Annotated in this window: 17 protein-coding genes; 6 read left to right on the top strand and 11 right to left on the bottom strand. The window is 66.2% G+C overall.

All coding sequences use genetic code 11. The annotated features are described in order from the left end of the window. Positions 1-180 precede the first annotated feature (180 nt). The 5 genes from rplS to ffh all read right to left on the bottom strand — a co-directional run bounded on the left by rplS (position 181) and on the right by ffh (position 4,064). Positions 181-594, bottom strand: a complete 414-nt coding sequence (gene rplS, locus MK313_RS04960; RefSeq protein WP_008943931.1) for a 50S ribosomal protein L19 — start codon at positions 592-594, stop codon at positions 181-183. A 95-nt stretch (positions 595-689) separates the two neighbouring features. Continuing rightward, positions 690-1,412: a tRNA (guanosine(37)-N1)-methyltransferase TrmD gene (gene trmD / locus MK313_RS04955; protein ID WP_121220991.1), complete on the bottom strand. Its 723-nt coding sequence runs from the start codon at positions 1,410-1,412 to the stop codon at positions 690-692. Continuing rightward, on the bottom strand, positions 1,409-2,014 hold the full coding sequence (gene rimM / locus MK313_RS04950; RefSeq protein ID WP_287780325.1) for a ribosome maturation factor RimM: 606 nt from the start codon (positions 2,012-2,014) through the stop codon (positions 1,409-1,411). The genes trmD and rimM overlap by 4 nt, the downstream gene beginning before the upstream one ends. Positions 2,015-2,064: 50 nt before the next feature. Beyond that, a complete protein-coding gene (gene rpsP / locus MK313_RS04945) occupies positions 2,065-2,553 on the bottom strand; it encodes a 30S ribosomal protein S16 (RefSeq protein ID WP_287780324.1) in 489 nt (162 codons plus the stop codon). Positions 2,554-2,606: 53 nt separating this feature from the next. After that, a complete protein-coding gene (gene ffh, locus MK313_RS04940) occupies positions 2,607-4,064 on the bottom strand; it encodes a signal recognition particle protein (RefSeq protein ID WP_287780323.1) in 1,458 nt (485 codons plus the stop codon). Positions 4,065-4,283: 219 nt separating this feature from the next. Between ffh and MK313_RS04935 the strand changes: the two genes are divergently transcribed. Next, the gene (locus MK313_RS04935; RefSeq protein WP_287780322.1) at positions 4,284-4,787 is read left to right on the top strand and encodes an ASCH domain-containing protein; all 504 of its coding nucleotides are present in this window, start codon (positions 4,284-4,286) and stop codon (positions 4,785-4,787) included. Here the strand turns inward: MK313_RS04935 and MK313_RS04930 are convergent. The 3 genes from MK313_RS04930 to MK313_RS04920 form a co-directional block, all read right to left on the bottom strand. Then, positions 4,759-4,986: a hypothetical protein gene (locus tag MK313_RS04930; protein ID WP_008943937.1), complete on the bottom strand. Its 228-nt coding sequence runs from the start codon at positions 4,984-4,986 to the stop codon at positions 4,759-4,761. The genes MK313_RS04935 and MK313_RS04930 overlap by 29 nt on opposite strands. A gap of 121 nt (positions 4,987-5,107) precedes the next feature. After that, positions 5,108-5,299 (bottom strand): hypothetical protein, encoded by a 192-nt coding sequence (locus MK313_RS04925; RefSeq protein ID WP_121220981.1) that lies wholly within the window; start codon positions 5,297-5,299, stop codon positions 5,108-5,110. A 95-nt stretch (positions 5,300-5,394) separates the two neighbouring features. Then, on the bottom strand, positions 5,395-5,604 hold the full coding sequence (locus MK313_RS04920) for a cold-shock protein (protein WP_008943939.1): 210 nt from the start codon (positions 5,602-5,604) through the stop codon (positions 5,395-5,397). Between the two features lie 416 nt (positions 5,605-6,020). On the opposite strand from MK313_RS04920, the gene dapF reads away from it, so the two are divergent. Genes dapF through ftsY form a run of 3 tightly spaced genes read left to right on the top strand, consistent with a single transcriptional unit; the run spans position 6,021 to position 9,063 of the window. Beyond that, positions 6,021-6,860: a diaminopimelate epimerase gene (gene dapF, locus MK313_RS04915; RefSeq protein WP_287780321.1), complete on the top strand. Its 840-nt coding sequence runs from the start codon at positions 6,021-6,023 to the stop codon at positions 6,858-6,860. Further along, the gene (gene mtaB, locus MK313_RS04910; protein ID WP_287780320.1) at positions 6,857-8,116 is read left to right on the top strand and encodes a tRNA (N(6)-L-threonylcarbamoyladenosine(37)-C(2))-methylthiotransferase MtaB; all 1,260 of its coding nucleotides are present in this window, start codon (positions 6,857-6,859) and stop codon (positions 8,114-8,116) included. The genes dapF and mtaB overlap by 4 nt, the downstream gene beginning before the upstream one ends. Further along, the gene (ftsY, locus tag MK313_RS04905; protein ID WP_121220976.1) at positions 8,113-9,063 is read left to right on the top strand and encodes a signal recognition particle-docking protein FtsY; all 951 of its coding nucleotides are present in this window, start codon (positions 8,113-8,115) and stop codon (positions 9,061-9,063) included. The genes mtaB and ftsY overlap by 4 nt, the downstream gene beginning before the upstream one ends. Positions 9,064-9,066: 3 nt before the next feature. Here the strand turns inward: ftsY and MK313_RS04900 are convergent, their stop codons facing one another. After that, positions 9,067-11,040 carry a PAS domain-containing sensor histidine kinase gene (locus MK313_RS04900; RefSeq protein WP_287780319.1) on the bottom strand — a complete coding sequence of 658 codons (1,974 nt, stop codon included), beginning with the start codon at positions 11,038-11,040 and terminating at the stop codon, positions 9,067-9,069. 23 nt (positions 11,041-11,063) lie between these two features. Further along, positions 11,064-12,245 (bottom strand): fumarylacetoacetate hydrolase family protein, encoded by a 1,182-nt coding sequence (locus MK313_RS04895; protein ID WP_287780318.1) that lies wholly within the window; start codon positions 12,243-12,245, stop codon positions 11,064-11,066. Between the two features lie 88 nt (positions 12,246-12,333). Here MK313_RS04895 and MK313_RS04890 point away from each other — a divergent pair, with 88 nt between their 5' ends. Continuing rightward, positions 12,334-13,296, top strand: coding sequence for a sugar kinase (locus tag MK313_RS04890; RefSeq protein WP_287780317.1), 963 nt, complete (start codon positions 12,334-12,336; stop codon positions 13,294-13,296). Next, a complete protein-coding gene (locus MK313_RS04885) occupies positions 13,293-13,985 on the top strand; it encodes a glutathione S-transferase N-terminal domain-containing protein (RefSeq protein ID WP_287780316.1) in 693 nt (230 codons plus the stop codon). Before MK313_RS04890 ends, MK313_RS04885 begins: the two co-directional genes overlap by 4 nt. On the opposite strand, the gene MK313_RS04880 is transcribed toward MK313_RS04885, so the two are convergent. Further along, on the bottom strand, positions 13,982-15,160 hold the full coding sequence (locus tag MK313_RS04880) for an amidase (protein WP_287780315.1): 1,179 nt from the start codon (positions 15,158-15,160) through the stop codon (positions 13,982-13,984). The two genes, MK313_RS04885 and MK313_RS04880, sit on opposite strands and share 4 nt — an antisense overlap. Between the last annotated feature and the right edge of the window lie 3 nt (positions 15,161-15,163).

Here is a 15,163-nt window from a genome sequence, read left to right as displayed (position 1 = left end):
GTCGTCACTATTGTCGCCGGGTGCCTGCTGACCAGGAACCCGGCTCTTGGCCGCTCAGCTTAGACCCGCCGGTGCGGGCGCACCAAGCAGCATGCATTCTTGTCAGCCATGCACCATCGCGAGAGGTCGGACGGAGCGCAAAACGGGCCCCTCAGGGCCCGTTTTCACTGGCTGTAAGCCTTACTCGCCGGCAGGCGCCGCCGCTGCTTCGCCGGCTGCACCCTTGACGGTGCGGACGGTCTGCTTCTCGCGGATACGGGCTGCCTTGCCGGTCAGGCCACGCAGGTAATACAGCTTGGCGCGGCGGACATCGCCCCGGCGCACCACCTCGATCGAGGCCAGGCGCGGCGAATAGAGCGGGAACACACGCTCCACACCCTCGCCGTAGGAAATCTTCCGCACGGTGAAGGAGGAGTTCAGCCCGGCATTGCTGCGGGCGATGCACACGCCTTCGAAAGCCTGGACGCGCTCACGCGTGCCTTCGACGACCTTCACATTCACGCGCAGCGTATCGCCCGGCACGAATTCCGGCACCTGATGATCGGCCGTGACCTTGGCGATCTGCTCCTGCTCGAGCTGTTCGATGATGTTCATTGTCCTAATCCCTACCTAACCTAATGCCTGCCTAACCGTGAACCCTGCCGCGCAGGGCCCTGCGGCAAACCGCTTCAACAGACGCCTCGCGGCGCCTAGTTCCCGTCTTCCTCACCAGCCGCAACATAGGCCGACCAGAGGTCGGGCCTGCGTTCGGCCGTAATCCGTTCCGCTTCCGCGCGGCGCCACAGCCGCACCTTTTCGTGATGACCCGAGGTCAGCACCTCCGGCACCACGCGCTCGACCCCTTCATGGTCGATCCAGGCCTGCGGCCGCGTATAGTGGGGATATTCCAGCAATCCCCGTTCGAAACTCTCTTCGTCCAGGCTTTCCTCGGACCCCATGGCCCCAGGCAGCAGCCTGACACAGGCATCGATCAGCGCCATCGCCGCCGGTTCGCCCCCGGAAAGGACAAAGTCGCCGAGGCTGACCTCGACGATCCGGCGCGAGTCGATGACCCGCTGATCCACCCCTTCGTACCGGCCGCACAACAACGTCACGCCCGGCCCGTCCGCCAGATCGCGGGCCATGGCCTGATCCAGCTTGCGGCCGCGCGGTGACAGGTAGATCACCGGCCCCGGCCGGTCCGCAACCGCGCCCAACGCCGCATCCACGACATCGGGCCGCATTACCATACCGGCACCGCCGCCGAAGGGGGTGTCATCGACGGAGCGGTGTTTATTACGCGCGAACTCGCGAATGTCCAGCGTTTCCATTAGCCAGACGCCCTTTTCCAGCGCCTTGCCCGGTAGCGACGCCCCGAGTGGCCCCGGAAACATCTCCGGGAACAGCGTCAGCACGGTCGCCCGCCAGCTCATTCCGCATCCTCTTCGCCCGCCGAACCGCTTTCCAGCAATTCAGCCGGCGGATCGGCAACCAGCCGGCCGCCCGCAATATCCACCACCGGTACAACGGCCCGCGTGAAGGGAAGGAACACGCTGCCGCCTTCCTCCCGGATCACCTCCAGCACGTCGCCGGCCCCGAAATCATGGACCGCCTTCACCGTGCCGAGTAGTTCCCCCGCTACCTGATCGACCACCAGGCCGATCAGGTCGGCATGGTAGAACTCATCTTCCTCCAGCGCCGGCAGGGCATCGCGGCTGACATACAGCCGCAAGCCCTTCAGCGCCTCGGCAGCATTGCGGTCGGCAACGCCGGAAACCGATGCCAGCACGACCTCGCCTTTCGGCTGGCCGGCCGGTTTCAGCGTCAGGCTGCGTCCCGCGTCACTGTCGCGCCGCTTTCCGAGGAGCATGCCGTATCCGAAGATCGCGGCAGGCTCGCCGGTGAAGCTGCGGACGCGGAGCTGACCCCGGATACCATGGGCGCCGACGACGATTCCGAGCAGGACGAGTTGTCCTGCGTCGCCATCGTCAACTGCACCTGCCGTCGCCGGCTGGCGCTCTGGGTGGCTCGCCATGACCAGGCCGCTCCCGTCCGTAAGCTGCGCGTTGCCATCGGCCCGGCGCCTTAGGCGCTGGGCTTCTCGGCTTCGGCCGCTTCCTCGGCCGGAGCTTCAGCAGCCGCTTCGGCCGGAGCTTCAGCAGGGGCTTCTTCAGCCGGCGCGGCAGCAGCCTCGGCAGCGGCGGCCTCAGCCTCGGCCTTCTCCGCAGCGGCCTTCTCGGCCAGGGCGGCCTGTTCCTTCAGACGCTCCTGCGCCTTGGCGCGCGGCTGGTTCTTCTTGGTCTGCTCCGGCAGGGCCGGGGCTTCGCCAAGGCCAACGGTGGCCAGGAAGCGCGCAACGCGGTCGGTCGGCACGGCGCCAACCGAGATCCAGTGCTTGGCGCGGTCGGCGTCGATCTTCAGCCGGTCCGGGTGGCCATGATCGACCATCGGGTTGTAGGAGCCGATGCGCTCGATGAAGGCGCCATCGCGCGGGGCGGTGCTCTGCGCCACCACGATGCGATAGAACGGACGCCGCTTCGCGCCGCCACGGGCCAGACGAATCTTCAGTGCCATTAGTTTCTTCCTTAACCTGTTACGCGTGTTCTGGTTGATCTCGGATTAAAATCTCAGCGCCGGCCGAAACCGGGGGGCAGCTTGCCGCCGGGCAGCTTCGGCAGGCCGGGGAGGCCACCGCCGCCCAGGCCCCCTAGGCCACCGGGCGGGAGTTGCGGCGGCGTGCCGCCTCCGCCACCCATCAGACCGCCCATCATGCCTTTCAGCATGCCGGACTTGCCCATCTGCTTCATGACCCGGCTCATGTCCTGATACTGCTTCAGCAGCCGGTTCACTTCCTGCACCGTTGTGCCGCTGCCGGCCGCGATGCGCTTGCGGCGCGAGGCGTTCAGCAGCTTGATGTCCTTGCGTTCCTTCTTCGTCATCGAGGAGATGATGGCCTCCTGATGGGCCAGCTGCTTCTCGTCGATGTTGGCGCCGGCCAGCTGCTTCTTCATCTTGCCGATGCCGGGCAGCAGGCCCATGACGCCGCCGAGTCCGCCCAGCTTGCGCAGCTGGCGCAGCTGCGCTGCCATGTCGTCCAGGTCGAAATCGCCCTTCGCCATCTTCTTGGCGAGCCGCTCGGCCTCATCCTTCTCGATGGTCTCCGCCGCCTTCTCGACCAGCGAGACGACGTCGCCCATGCCGAGGATGCGGCCGGCGATGCGCTGCGGATGGAAATCTTCCAGCGCGTCCATCTTCTCGCCGACGCCCAGCAGCTTGATCGGGCAACCGGTGACAGCGCGCATGGACAGCGCGGCACCGCCGCGCGCATCGCCATCGACGCGGGTCATGACGATGCCGGTGACGCCGACGCGCTCCTTGAAGGCCTTGGCGACATTCACCGCGTCCTGGCCGGTCATCGCATCGACGACAAGCAGCACCTCATGCGGCTGTACGAGGTCGTGCACCGAGGCCACTTCGGCCATCAGCCCCTCATCGACATGCAGCCGGCCGGCGGTGTCCAGCATCACCACGTCATAGCCCTGCAGGCGGCCGACGGTCATGGCGCGCTTGGCGATGGAAACCGGCTGTTCGCCGGCCACGATGGGCAGGGTGGCAACGCCGGTCTGTTCGCCCAGGATGCGCAGCTGCTCCTGCGCCGCCGGACGATGCACGTCCAGCGAGGCCATCAGCACCTTCTTCTTGTCGCGCTGGGTGAGGCGGCGCGCCAGCTTGCCGGTGGTGGTGGTCTTGCCCGAACCCTGCAGGCCGACCATCAGGATGGGCACCGGGGCGGGGGCGTTCAGATCGACCGGTTCCGGCTCCGCGCCCAGCATCTCGACCAGTTGGTCGTGGACGATCTTCACCACCATCTGGCCCGGCGTGACCGAGCGCAGCACTTCCTGGCCGACCGCCTTCTCACCGGCCTTGGTGATGAATTCCTTCACCACCGGCAGGGCGACGTCGGCCTCCAGCAGCGCCACGCGCACCTCGCGCATGACGGCCTGGACGTCGCTCTCGGAGAGCGCGCCGCGCCGCTTCAGTCGCTCGAACACATCGCCGAGCTTGCCGGTCAGGCCGTCGAACAAGGACTCTATCCCGTTGCCGTTGCTTCGGTTAAACAATCCTCACGGCAATGATGGTCGCCCAATCGAAAATGCGCCCGTGCGCGAAACTCGCGGACGGACGGTGCCCCCCGACAGGGGTGGAGGGCTTCTATGGGCGGCCAACTTGCCGTGAACGGGGCGGAAACTAGGGGAAGCCGGTGCCAGAGTCACTCATCGCAGCGGCCAGGAAGCAGGGGCTTCATGAAAGACGGAGAGACAAAAGCATTCTGGGCCGCCTACCGGGCAGCGACGGGTGTGCCGGATCAGGTCTATGACGTCGTCAGCTTCGGGGATTCGCCGGAACTTGCCGACGAGCTGCTGGCGCTGGTGCGCACCGGGCGCAAGCGGGCGACGGCCTCGCTGTTGCGCGACTATGCGCCGGGTGCGGTGCCGAAGCCGGGTGACCATGTGCTGGTGCTGGATGGCGCGGGCAATCCCACCTGTATCTGGCGGACCGCCCGCATCGATATCCTGCCCTTTATCGAGGTGGGGGAGGATTTCGCCGCGGCAGAAGGCGAGGGCGATGGCAGCCTCGCCTATTGGCGCGAGGGGCATTGCCGCTATTTCGGCCGGCAGGCAGAGCGCGAGGGCTTTGCCTTCGATGAGCGGATTGAGGTGGTGTGCGAGCGGTTCGAGATCGTCTGGCCGCCGGAGCTGGCGGACCGTCAGGGTGGGGCTATTTCCCCACGCGCTTCAGGCTCTTGATCGGGCCGCGCGGCTGGCCGGACATTTCCGCGATCTTGCGGTCCTGGTCCATGATGAAGGTGCGCGCGGGCGCATCGCCGTCCAGGCCGTCCAGCAGCTCGCCGGGCACCTTGCGGTTGGAGGACAGGCTGCCATCCTCATAGATCACATTGAACAGCACGAAGCTGGCGGGTGCGGCGGGTTTCTTCTGGCGGCCCAAGATGGTCTCCAAGGGATAGGGTAAAAGGGCACGAAAGGTGGACGGCGGACGATGTCGTCAGTCGCGGGTTTCGTCAGTCGCGGGTTTCGTCAGTCCCGGGTTTCGTCAGTCCCGGGTTTCGTCAGTCGCGGATTTCGGGCGGCGCATCGGATGTGCCGCTGTCATCGGTATCGCTGTCGGCGGGCTCGCCGTCGAGCAGCCCCTTGCGCTTGGCGACTTCCTCTTCCTTGCGCTGGAGCTTTTCCTTTTTCTTCTGCTCCTTGGCCCGGTTTCGTTCGGCGCGTTGCTGATTATAGTTCGGCTTGAAGGCCATCTGGGCGTCTCCCGGCAGGCTGAAATGAAAGGGGCCTGAAATGAAAAGGGCGCCGGTACTCCGGCGCCCTTCCGCTTTAGGCTCTGACGCGAGGGTCAGACGGCCTTCAGATTCTCGGCCGAGGTCTTGCCGCGCTTCGGATCGCGCTGTTCCTCGTAGGAGATCTTCTGGCCTTCATTCAGGCTGCGCATGCCAGCGCGCTCGACGGCGGAGATGTGGACGAAAACGTCCGGGCCGCCATTCTCCGGCTGGATGAAGCCATAACCCTTGGTGCTATTGAACCACTTGACGGTACCGATCGGCATAGATGCCTCCTTCGTTGTCGGTTCGCGCCACCCGGATGGGCGGAGCGTCGCACTCTGTGTCCAGGGATAGCGCGAACTGGACACCCGAAGGGGCGTTACGAGCCGGCAGTCTGAAGCAGAATGGTCACAGCAATGTGGGGCCGTTCCCCTGAAAAAGCAAGGGGAATGGCGGAATTCAGGAAAAGATGAGCCACAGCAGCAGGATGAGGGGAATGGGAATTCCCACGAGCCAAAGTAATATGTAGGGCATTGGTGTCTCCTTCAACAGTTCTATAAGAGAACGATTGATCGTGCGTTTTCGATCCTGCCCATCGGCCTCTGCAAGGCAGTCCTGCGTGTGCCCGCACCGGAAAGCACGGCTGCCAGCTTAAGCTGGCCGTGGACTCTGGGGCCCCGCTCGCCATATAACGCGGACTATGGAAAAGCTTCCGTTCATAAAGATGCACGGGCTGGGCAACGATTTCGTCGTGCTGGATGGCCGCGCCGCGCCGATCGCGCTCAGCGAGGCGCAGATTCGGGCCATCGCCGACCGGCGCACCGGCGTGGGCTTCGACCAGATGATCGTGATCGAGCCGCCGAAGAACGGCGCCGATGCCTTCATGCGCATCCTGAATGCTGATGGCGGCGAGGTGGAGGCCTGCGGCAATGCCACGCGCTGCGTCGCCTCCTGGCTGTCGGAAGAGGCGGACCGTCCGGCGCTGTCCATCGAGACCGTGGTCGGCACGCTGCTGACCAATGTTAATGCGGACGGCACTGTGACCGTCGATATGGGCGAGGCGCGGCTGGGCTGGGATGAAATTCCGCTGGCCCGCGAGATGGACACGCTGAAGGTGGCCGCCGGTGTGGCGCCGCTGCTGGAGGCCACCTGCGTGAATGTCGGCAATCCGCATGCCGTCTATTTCGTGGAGGATGCCGAGGCGATTCCGATGGCCGAGATCGGCCCACGCATCGAGCATGACCCGATGTTCCCGCAACGCATCAATGTCGAGGCGGTACAGATCCTGTCGCCGACGAAAATGCGGATGCGGGTGTGGGAGCGCGGTGTCGGCATCACCCGCGCCTGCGGCACCGGCGCCTGCGCCAGCCTGGTCGCCGCCGTTCGGCGCGGCCTCAGCGAGCGCAAGGCCGATGTGATCCTGGATGGCGGCACGCTGACCATCGAATGGACCGCGGATGGCCGGGTGCTGATGACCGGGCCGGTCGCCATTTCCTACCGGGGCGAGCTGGAGCCTGCGGTTATCGAGTCTGCCCAATGAGCGTCGAGATCGTCACCTTCGGTTGCCGCCTCAATTCCTACGAATCCGAGGTGATGAAGGATCTGGCCGGCAAGGCGGGGCTGAGCGATACGGTCATCGTGAATACCTGCGCCGTCACCGCCGAGGCGGAACGGCAGGCGCGCCAGCCCATCCGCAAGCTGCGCCGCAAGACTCCGGACGCCAAGATCATCGTCACCGGCTGCGCCGCCCAGGTGAAGCCGGAACAGTTCGCCGCCATGCCGGAGGTGGACCGCATCCTCGGCAATGAGGAGAAGCTGAAGGCGGAAAGCTATGGGCTTGCCGGCGAGGCGCGCGTGCTGGTGAATGACATTATGAGCGTGCGCGAGACCGCCGAGCATATGATCGCCGGCTTCGAGGACCGCGCCCGCGCCTTCGTGCAGGTGCAGCAGGGCTGCGACCATCGCTGCACCTTCTGCATCATCCCCTATGGCCGGGGGAACAGCCGTTCCGTCCCCATCGGCCGGGTGGTGGAGCAGGTGCGCGAACTGGTGCGCAACGGCTATCGCGAGGTGGTGCTGACCGGCGTGGACATCACCAGCTACGGCCCCGACCTGCCGGGCAAGCCGGCGCTGGGGCAGATGATCCGCCGGCTGCTGGCGAATGTGCCGGAGCTGCCGCGCCTGCGCCTGTCCTCGCTCGATCCGGTGGAGATCGACGATGATCTGTTCCGCTTGATCGCCGAGGAGCCGCGCCTGCTGCCGCATCTGCATATCAGCCTGCAGGCCGGCGATGACATGGTGCTGAAGCGCATGAAGCGACGCCATCTGCGCGGCGATGCCATCGCCTTCGTGGAGAAGGTGAAGGATCTCCGTCCCGATATGGTATTCGGTGCCGACCTGATCGCCGGCTTCCCGACCGAGACCGACGATATGTTCGAGAACACGCTGCGCAGCGTGGAAGAGTGCGACCTGACCTACCTGCACGTGTTCCCTTACAGCGAGCGCCCCGGCACGCCGGCGGCGCGCATGCCGCAGGTGCCGGTGGAAATCCGCAAGGAGCGTGCGGCCCGCCTGCGCGCGGCAGGGGAGGCGCGGCTGGCCAACTACCTCGCCTCGCGCATCGGGACCGAGGCCGAAGTGCTGATGGAAAAGCCCGGTATCGGGCGTACCGAGCATTTCGCGCCCATCGCCCTCGACACCGACGTCGCGCCCGGCACCATCCTGCGTGCCAGGGTAACCGGCGCCGGGGCGGAGCAGCTTACCGGCCAGACCGTCGATATCCGGACCGCCGCATGACTGACCAGAATACTGAGACCGAAGCGCGCAAGCCGGGCTGGCTGGCGCGGCTGAAACAGGGGCTTGCCCGCACCTCCGCCAAGCTGGGCGGCGGCATCATCGGGCTGTTCACCAAGCGCAAGCTGGACGAGGCCACGCTGGAGGAGCTGGAAGAGCTGCTCATCCAGGCCGATCTCGGCGTGAAGACCTCGGCCAAGCTGACCGCCAACCTGGCACGCGAACGCTTCGAGAAGGAAGTGACGTCGGAGGAAGTCCGTCAGGCCTTCGCCGACGATATCGCGGAAATCCTGACCCCGGTCGCGCTGCCGCTGACGCTCGACCCCGCCAACCGGCCGCATGTCGTGCTGGTGGTCGGCGTGAACGGTACCGGCAAGACCACGACCATCGGCAAACTGGCCAAGCAGTTCCGCGATCAGGGCAAGAAGGTCATGCTGGCGGCCGGCGATACCTTCCGTGCCGCCGCCGTCGAGCAGCTGAAAATCTGGGGCGAGCGCACCGGCGCGCCGGTCATTGCCGGGCCGGAGAATTGCGATGCCGCCTCGCTGGCCTTCGATGCGCTGAAGCAGGCAAAGGCGGAGGGCGCCGATGTGCTGCTGATCGATACCGCCGGGCGGCTGCACAACAAGGCCGCGCTGATGGACGAGCTAAAGAAGGTGATCCGCGTCATCACCAAGCTGGAGCCGTCGGCGCCGCATTCCACCGTGCTGGTGCTGGATGCCACCACCGGCCAGAACGCCCATGCCCAGGTCGACACCTTCCGCGAGATGGTGAATGTGAGCGGCCTGGTGATGACCAAGCTGGACGGTACCGCGCGCGGTGGCGTGGTCGTGGCGCTGGCCGATGCCTTCGGCCTGCCGGTTCATGCGGTCGGTGTCGGCGAGGGGGCGGACGATCTGCGGCCCTTCGATGCCAACAGCTTCGCGCGCAACCTGATGGGGCTGGAATAGGCGCTATACGCTCCGCGCCCGGACGGTACGCCCCGCCGGGAAGGTCACGCGCACGATGGTGCCGCGGCCGGGCCAGCTCTCGATCTCCATCTCGCCATCATGCAGGCCGATCAGGCTGTCGATGATCGCAAGGCCAAGGCCGGTTCCCTGAATCTTGTGTTTCGCGGCCCGGCTGGCGCGGCCGAAGCGCTGGCGGATCAGCGGAATTTCCTCCGGCTCGATGCCGATGCCGGTGGCGGAGCCGAGAACCTGGATCGCTGCTGAGGCGGTCTGCACGGCGGATACCGAGACCTGCCCGCCGGCCGGCGTGAACTTGATCGCGTTGGAGATCAGATTGACCAGGATCTGGCGTGTCATGCGCTCGTCCGCCAGCAGATGCGGCAGGCCGGGCGGCACGTCGTTGGTCAGCTCGATCTCGGCACTCTCCGCCCGGTCCGCGAACAGCCGGATCGCGCCCTGGACCAGGCTGGCGACATGGACATGGCTTTCGATCAGCGTCAGCCGTCCGGCCTCGATCTTGGCCAGGTCCAGCAGGTCGTCGATGAATTCCAGCAGGTGCCGTCCGCTGGCGTGGATATCCTCGGCATAGTCGCGGTAGCGCGGATTGTCGAAGGGGCCGAAATATTCGCCCAGCATCACTTCCGAAAAGCCGATGATCGCATTCAGCGGCGTGCGCAGCTCGTGGCTCATATTGGCCAGGAAATCGCTCTTCGCGCGGTTGGCGATTTCCGCCTCTTCCTTTGCGCTGCGCAGCTCGTCTTCTGCCGCTGCGCGTTCGGTGACGTCGATCACCTGGGCGATGACCTGCGGATCGCCACCCTCTGTCGGGCTGATCACCGCCGTCGTCATCAGCCCGACGACGATATCGCCCGACTTGGTGATGTAGCGTTTCTCGAACTGGAATTCGCCGTGGCCGTTCTGTGCCTGCACTGACAGCCGCTGCTCAAGCGCCACCGCGTCATCGGGGTGCGTGACGTCGCGCACCACCATCTGCATCAGCTCTTCCCGGCTGTAGCCGACGAAGCGGCAATAGGCGTCGTTCATCCGGATGTAGCGGCCTTTCATGTCGACCACGGCCATGCCCATCGGCGAGCGCTCGAACAGCAGTCGGAACAGGGCTTCCTTCCTGGCCTCTTTGGCGTCGCGCCGGGTGATTTCCGTGGCGTCGCTGGTGATGACCAGCGTGGCGCCATCGGCCAGCCTTTCCTCACGCAGGGTGATGACCCGGCCATCCCTGTGCGGCAGCGTCAGCGTACCCTGGGGATTGCTGTGATAGGCAATGCGGTAGGCCAGCCATTGTTCGACCTGTTCCGGCGTGCGTTCCGGCTGCAGGTTCTGGATGTTTGCGCGCAGGATGTCGAAATAGTGGTTGCCGGGAACAAGCAGCTCCGCAATGTGCGGGAAAAGCGCCCGGTGCCGGCTGTTGCACAGGACCATCCGATCATCGGCGTCGAACAGCACGATCCCCTCGGAGGAAAGGTCGAGCGCTTGAACAAGACGCATCGCCGCGATGTTGGCGGTATCGACCTCGCGGACCTGATCGGTGATGTTCTGGCAGGTGCCGCGATACCCTTGGAAACGTCCCTCGGCGTCGAAGACCGGGTTGCCGGAGACGCTGACCGTGCGCTCCTTGCCGTCCGGATCGAGATAGCTATAGCGGTAATCGAAAAAAGGGCGGTGATTTGCCAGATCGTCCAGATGCCGGTGCCACGCCGCCACATCCTTGCGCGGCATGCCGACCTCGGCGCGGGTCTTGCCGAGGAACCCGGCGGGATCGTAGCCGGTCTCCGTTCTGAACTCGTCGGACAGGTAGGAAAACCGCAGCTCGGAATCGGTTTCCCAGCGCCACAGCCGGGCAAGGCGCGGCACTTCGCGCAGTTTTTCGAGCTCCGCTTCAAGGCTGGCAAGACGCGCCTGCAGGGCCTCCATATCGGTGGCCTGCGTCGGGTCAGGAGGGGGATTGCTCTCGCCGGCCATGCCTGGTTTTCGTCCTTACCGCGTCATGCGCCTCGCAAGAGACCGCGCGTGGCCAGATTGCGCATAAGGGCGCGTGTGCCGAATTCCCAGGGCGGAATACGGTCCGTCCGGTTCACGCGGTTCACCAGCTTGCCCAGCTTCGCGCTGGCGATCGTCACCACATCGCCCACCTTGTGGGTGAAGCCCTGGCCGGGCGCATCACGATCCTCGACCGGGGCAAACAGCGTGCCGGTGAACAGCACCAGCCCATCGGGATACTGATGGTTAGCGCCGATGGTCTGGGCGGCAAGGTCGGTCACGTCGCGGCTGATCTCGGCCATGGAGCTGCGGCCATCGAGGCGGAAGCCGTCCTCGCCTTCGACAGTCAGCGACAGCTCCGCCCGGCGCACATCCTCCAGCGTGTAATTGGCATCGAACAGCCGGATAAAAGGGCCGATGGCGCAGGAGCCGTTATTGTCCTTCGCCTTGCCCAGCAGCAGGGCGCTGCGCCCTTCGACGTCGCGCAGATTGACGTCATTGCCGAGGCTGGCACCAACGATCTGGCCGGAGGGGACGACGGCCAGCACGATCTCCGGCTCCGGATTGTTCCAGGAGGAGATCGGGTGAATGCCGATCTCCGCACCGCAGCCGACCGCCGACATCGGTTGTGCCTTGGTGAAGATTTCCGCATCCGGGCCGATGCCGACCTCCAGATACTGCGACCACAGGCCGCGCTCCATCAGAGCCTGCTTCAGCCGCAGGGCGGCGTCCGAGCCGGGCTTCACGGCGCGCAGATCGTCGCCGATCTCGGCCACGATCAGCTTGCGCACGCCCTCGGCGGCGGCGGGGTCGCCCTTCGTCTGTTCCTCGATCACCCGTTCCAGCATGGAGCGCGCGAAGGTCACGCCGGCAGCCTTCACCGCCTGCAGGTCGCAGGGCGCCAGCAGCCAGGGCTTCTGCGGGTCGCGGCTGTCGGCCCTGCTGTTGGCCAGCAGAGCCTCGACCGGCGCCAGCGCCTCGCCGTCTGCCTCCTGCAGGGCGGCGGCCGGGTCGGGCGTATCCAGCAGGTCGGCTACGGTCGGCCAGTGCCGCGTGACATCGACAGCCATGCCATCGCGCAGGGTTATGACGCACGGACCGGCAATGGCAGGGTTCCAGGCGCGCCCCACCAGCGTCGCCCCCCGCCAGTCTTCCGGCAAGATTTCCAGCCCCAGTTCATTACGCATCGTTTCCTCGACGCAAGTTCTTGTCGTTCGGACAGTAGCAGGCCAATACTTCCAGGCAATAATAACGTGTACTCCGAAAGGAATGCTGATGCCTGCCGAAATGGCAAAGGCTGGCCGGGCAGGCGATCCGCCGCGCAAGGTTGTTTCCATTGGCGAATGCATGGTGGAATTGCGCGACCGCCCGGACCAGCTTTCCCGCGCGTTCGGCGGTGATACGCTGAACACGGCGGTCTATCTGGCGCGGCTGGGCATTCCGGTCGCCTATCTGACGGCGCTGGGAGACGATCCCTACAGTGCGGAGATGCTGGCCGCCTGGCGCGCTGAAGGCGTGGAGTGCGGCGATGTCGCGATCCTGCCCGGCAAGCTGCCCGGCCTTTATGCGATCCGCGTCGATTCCGGTGGAGAACGCTCCTTCTTCCACTGGCGCACTGCGGCTGCCGCGCGCGACATGATGAAGGACGCCGCCGGCGAACGCATTGCCGATGCCATCGCGCGTACCGGCTGCGCCTATCTGTCGGCGATAACCCTGTCCATTCTGGATGCGGCCAGTCGGGCGCGGCTGAACGGCGCGCTGGACGCGCTACGCGGCGCCGGCGGTCTGGTCGCCTTCGACAGCAATTACCGGCCGCGCAACTGGTCCGGCCGGGAGGCGGCCCGCCTGGCCGTACAGGCGACGCTGGCGCGGGTCGATATCGCGCTGCCGACCTTCGAGGACGAGCAGGCTTTGTTCGATGACCCGACGCCGGAGGCGACCCTGGCCCGGCTGAGCGCGCTGGGCGTGCCCGAAATCGTGGTGAAGCGCGGCCCCGCCCCGGCGCTGGTTGCGTTCGGCGGGCGGACTTGGCAGATTCCTCCCGAGCTGGTTGCCGAGCCCGTGGACACTACCGCGGCCGGCGATGCCTTCAATGCCGGCTATCTGGCCGCCCGTCTGCGAGGGCAGGAACCGCCGGCGGCAGCACGCGAGGGACACCGCCTTGCTGCCGCCGTCATCCGTCATCCCGGCGCGATCATTCCGGTCGCCGCCATGCCCACAGGTGAGCTTTTCGCATGACCATCCGCTTCTATGACCTCGTCGGAACCGATCAGCGCCGCATGAGCCCCTATGGCTGGCGCGTGCGCATGGCGCTTGCCCATAAGGGGCTGGACTCCGAATGGGTGCCGGTGCGCTTCACCGACAAGGAGATCATCGGTTTTTCCGGCCAGAAGCTGGTGCCAGTGCTGGTCGATGGCGACACGACAATCCATGACAGCTGGGCCATCGTGAACCATCTGGAGGCGGCCTATCCTGACCGGCCCAGCATCTTTGGCGATTCTGGCGGGAAAGCGCTGGCCGAATTCGTCATGCACTGGACCAACACGCAGGTGCATCCGCACCTCATCAAGCTGATCCTCGGCGATGTGTTCAGAATCGTGCTGCCGGAGGACCAGCCCTATTTCCGCGAGAGCCGGGAAAAGCGCTTCGGCATGACGCTGGAGGCCTTCACTGACCAGTCGCCGGAACGGCTGGCGGCCTTCCGCGCGGCGCTTGAGCCGATGCGGCTCTGCCTGGCGTCGCGGCCCTATCTGGCCGGTTCGGCGCCCTCCTATGCCGATTATGCGCTGTTCGGCAGCCTGCAATGGGCACGCTGCGGCAGTCCGCTGAAGCTGCTGGAGCCTAGCGACCCGCTCTATGGCTGGCGCCAGCGCCTGCTGGAGAGCTTCGACGGCATGCCGGGCAAGGCGGTGGGCTTCGCGGCCTAGGCCGCGGCTTCCAGCTTCTCCGCGAGGTCCAGCAGCATCCAGTCGCTGCCGGGCAGGCCGGCGATGGAGATACCCAGCGGGCAGCCATCCAGCTTCGCCAGCGGCAGGGTCATCTGTGGCATGCCGGTGAGGCCGCCGGTGCAGGTCAGCTTCAGCATGGCAGCGCGGTAGGCGCCCTCGGCAGCACCCGACAGGCTCTTCACCGGTGCCGGGCCGCTGGAGGCCGGCATGCACAGCACATCGCCCGGCTGCAGCATGGCAGCGAGGCGCTGGCGCGCCCTCTCCCGCACCTTGCCGGCCTCGGCGACCTGTTCCGCCGTCACCTGCCGGCCAAGGTTGAAGCGCTCGGCGATTTCCGGCGCCATCTTCGGCTTGGTCTTGGCGATCCATTCGCCATGCGCCTGCCAGGCCTCATAGCCCTGGATCTGGCGGAAAGCGGCGAACCAGACATCGAACCCGTCCGGGTTCAGCGTCGCGTAATGGCGCGGCCCGACCGCCGCGATCAGCCGGTCCACCAGAGGCTTCAGCGCGGCACGTACATCCGCGCCCACCAGGTCGAAGCAGTCGGTGGCGATCACCAGTCGTCCGGCGGGGAAGTTCTCGCGCGGTCCCAGCAGCACCTCGCCGATGCGGGCCATGGTGCGGGCATCGCGGGTGAACCAGCCGACCGTGTCGAAACTGTCGGCCAGCGGCACCAGCCCGTCCTTCGCCACCCGTCCGTGCGTGGTGCGGATGCCATAGAGGCCGCAATTGTTCGCCGGCACGCGGATGGAGCCGCCGGTATCGGTGCCGAGTGCGGTATCGACCAGCCTGCCCGCGACGGCGGAGGCGGAGCCGCTGGAGGAGCCGCCGGGCAGCCGGTCGGGGCCAGCCGGATTCAAAGGCGTGCCGTAATGCATGTTCACGCCGGCCAGGCTGTAGGCCAGCTCGTCAGTGATGGTCTTGCCGTGCAGGCTGGCCCCGGCGTCCAGCAGCTTGCGGACCGAGGAGGCGGTGGCCGTCGCCGGTGCGTGCGTTGCCAGCCAGTCGGGATTACCGGCCCCGGTCACATGGCCCTCGATATCGAACAGATCCTTCGCGGCAAAGGTGAGGCCGGACAGCGGGCCGCCCGGCTTGCCGTCGATATGGATATCGCCATGCGGGCAGAAGCAGCCCAGCCGGTTGTCCAGTGCCATCGG

The organism is Oceanibaculum sp., from assembly GCF_022449305.1.
In the GTDB taxonomy this organism is placed as follows: domain Bacteria; phylum Pseudomonadota; class Alphaproteobacteria; order Oceanibaculales; family Oceanibaculaceae; genus Oceanibaculum; species Oceanibaculum indicum.
The sequence above is the reverse complement of the archived record's forward strand: the minus strand, read 5'-3'. Positions and strand labels throughout refer to the sequence as shown.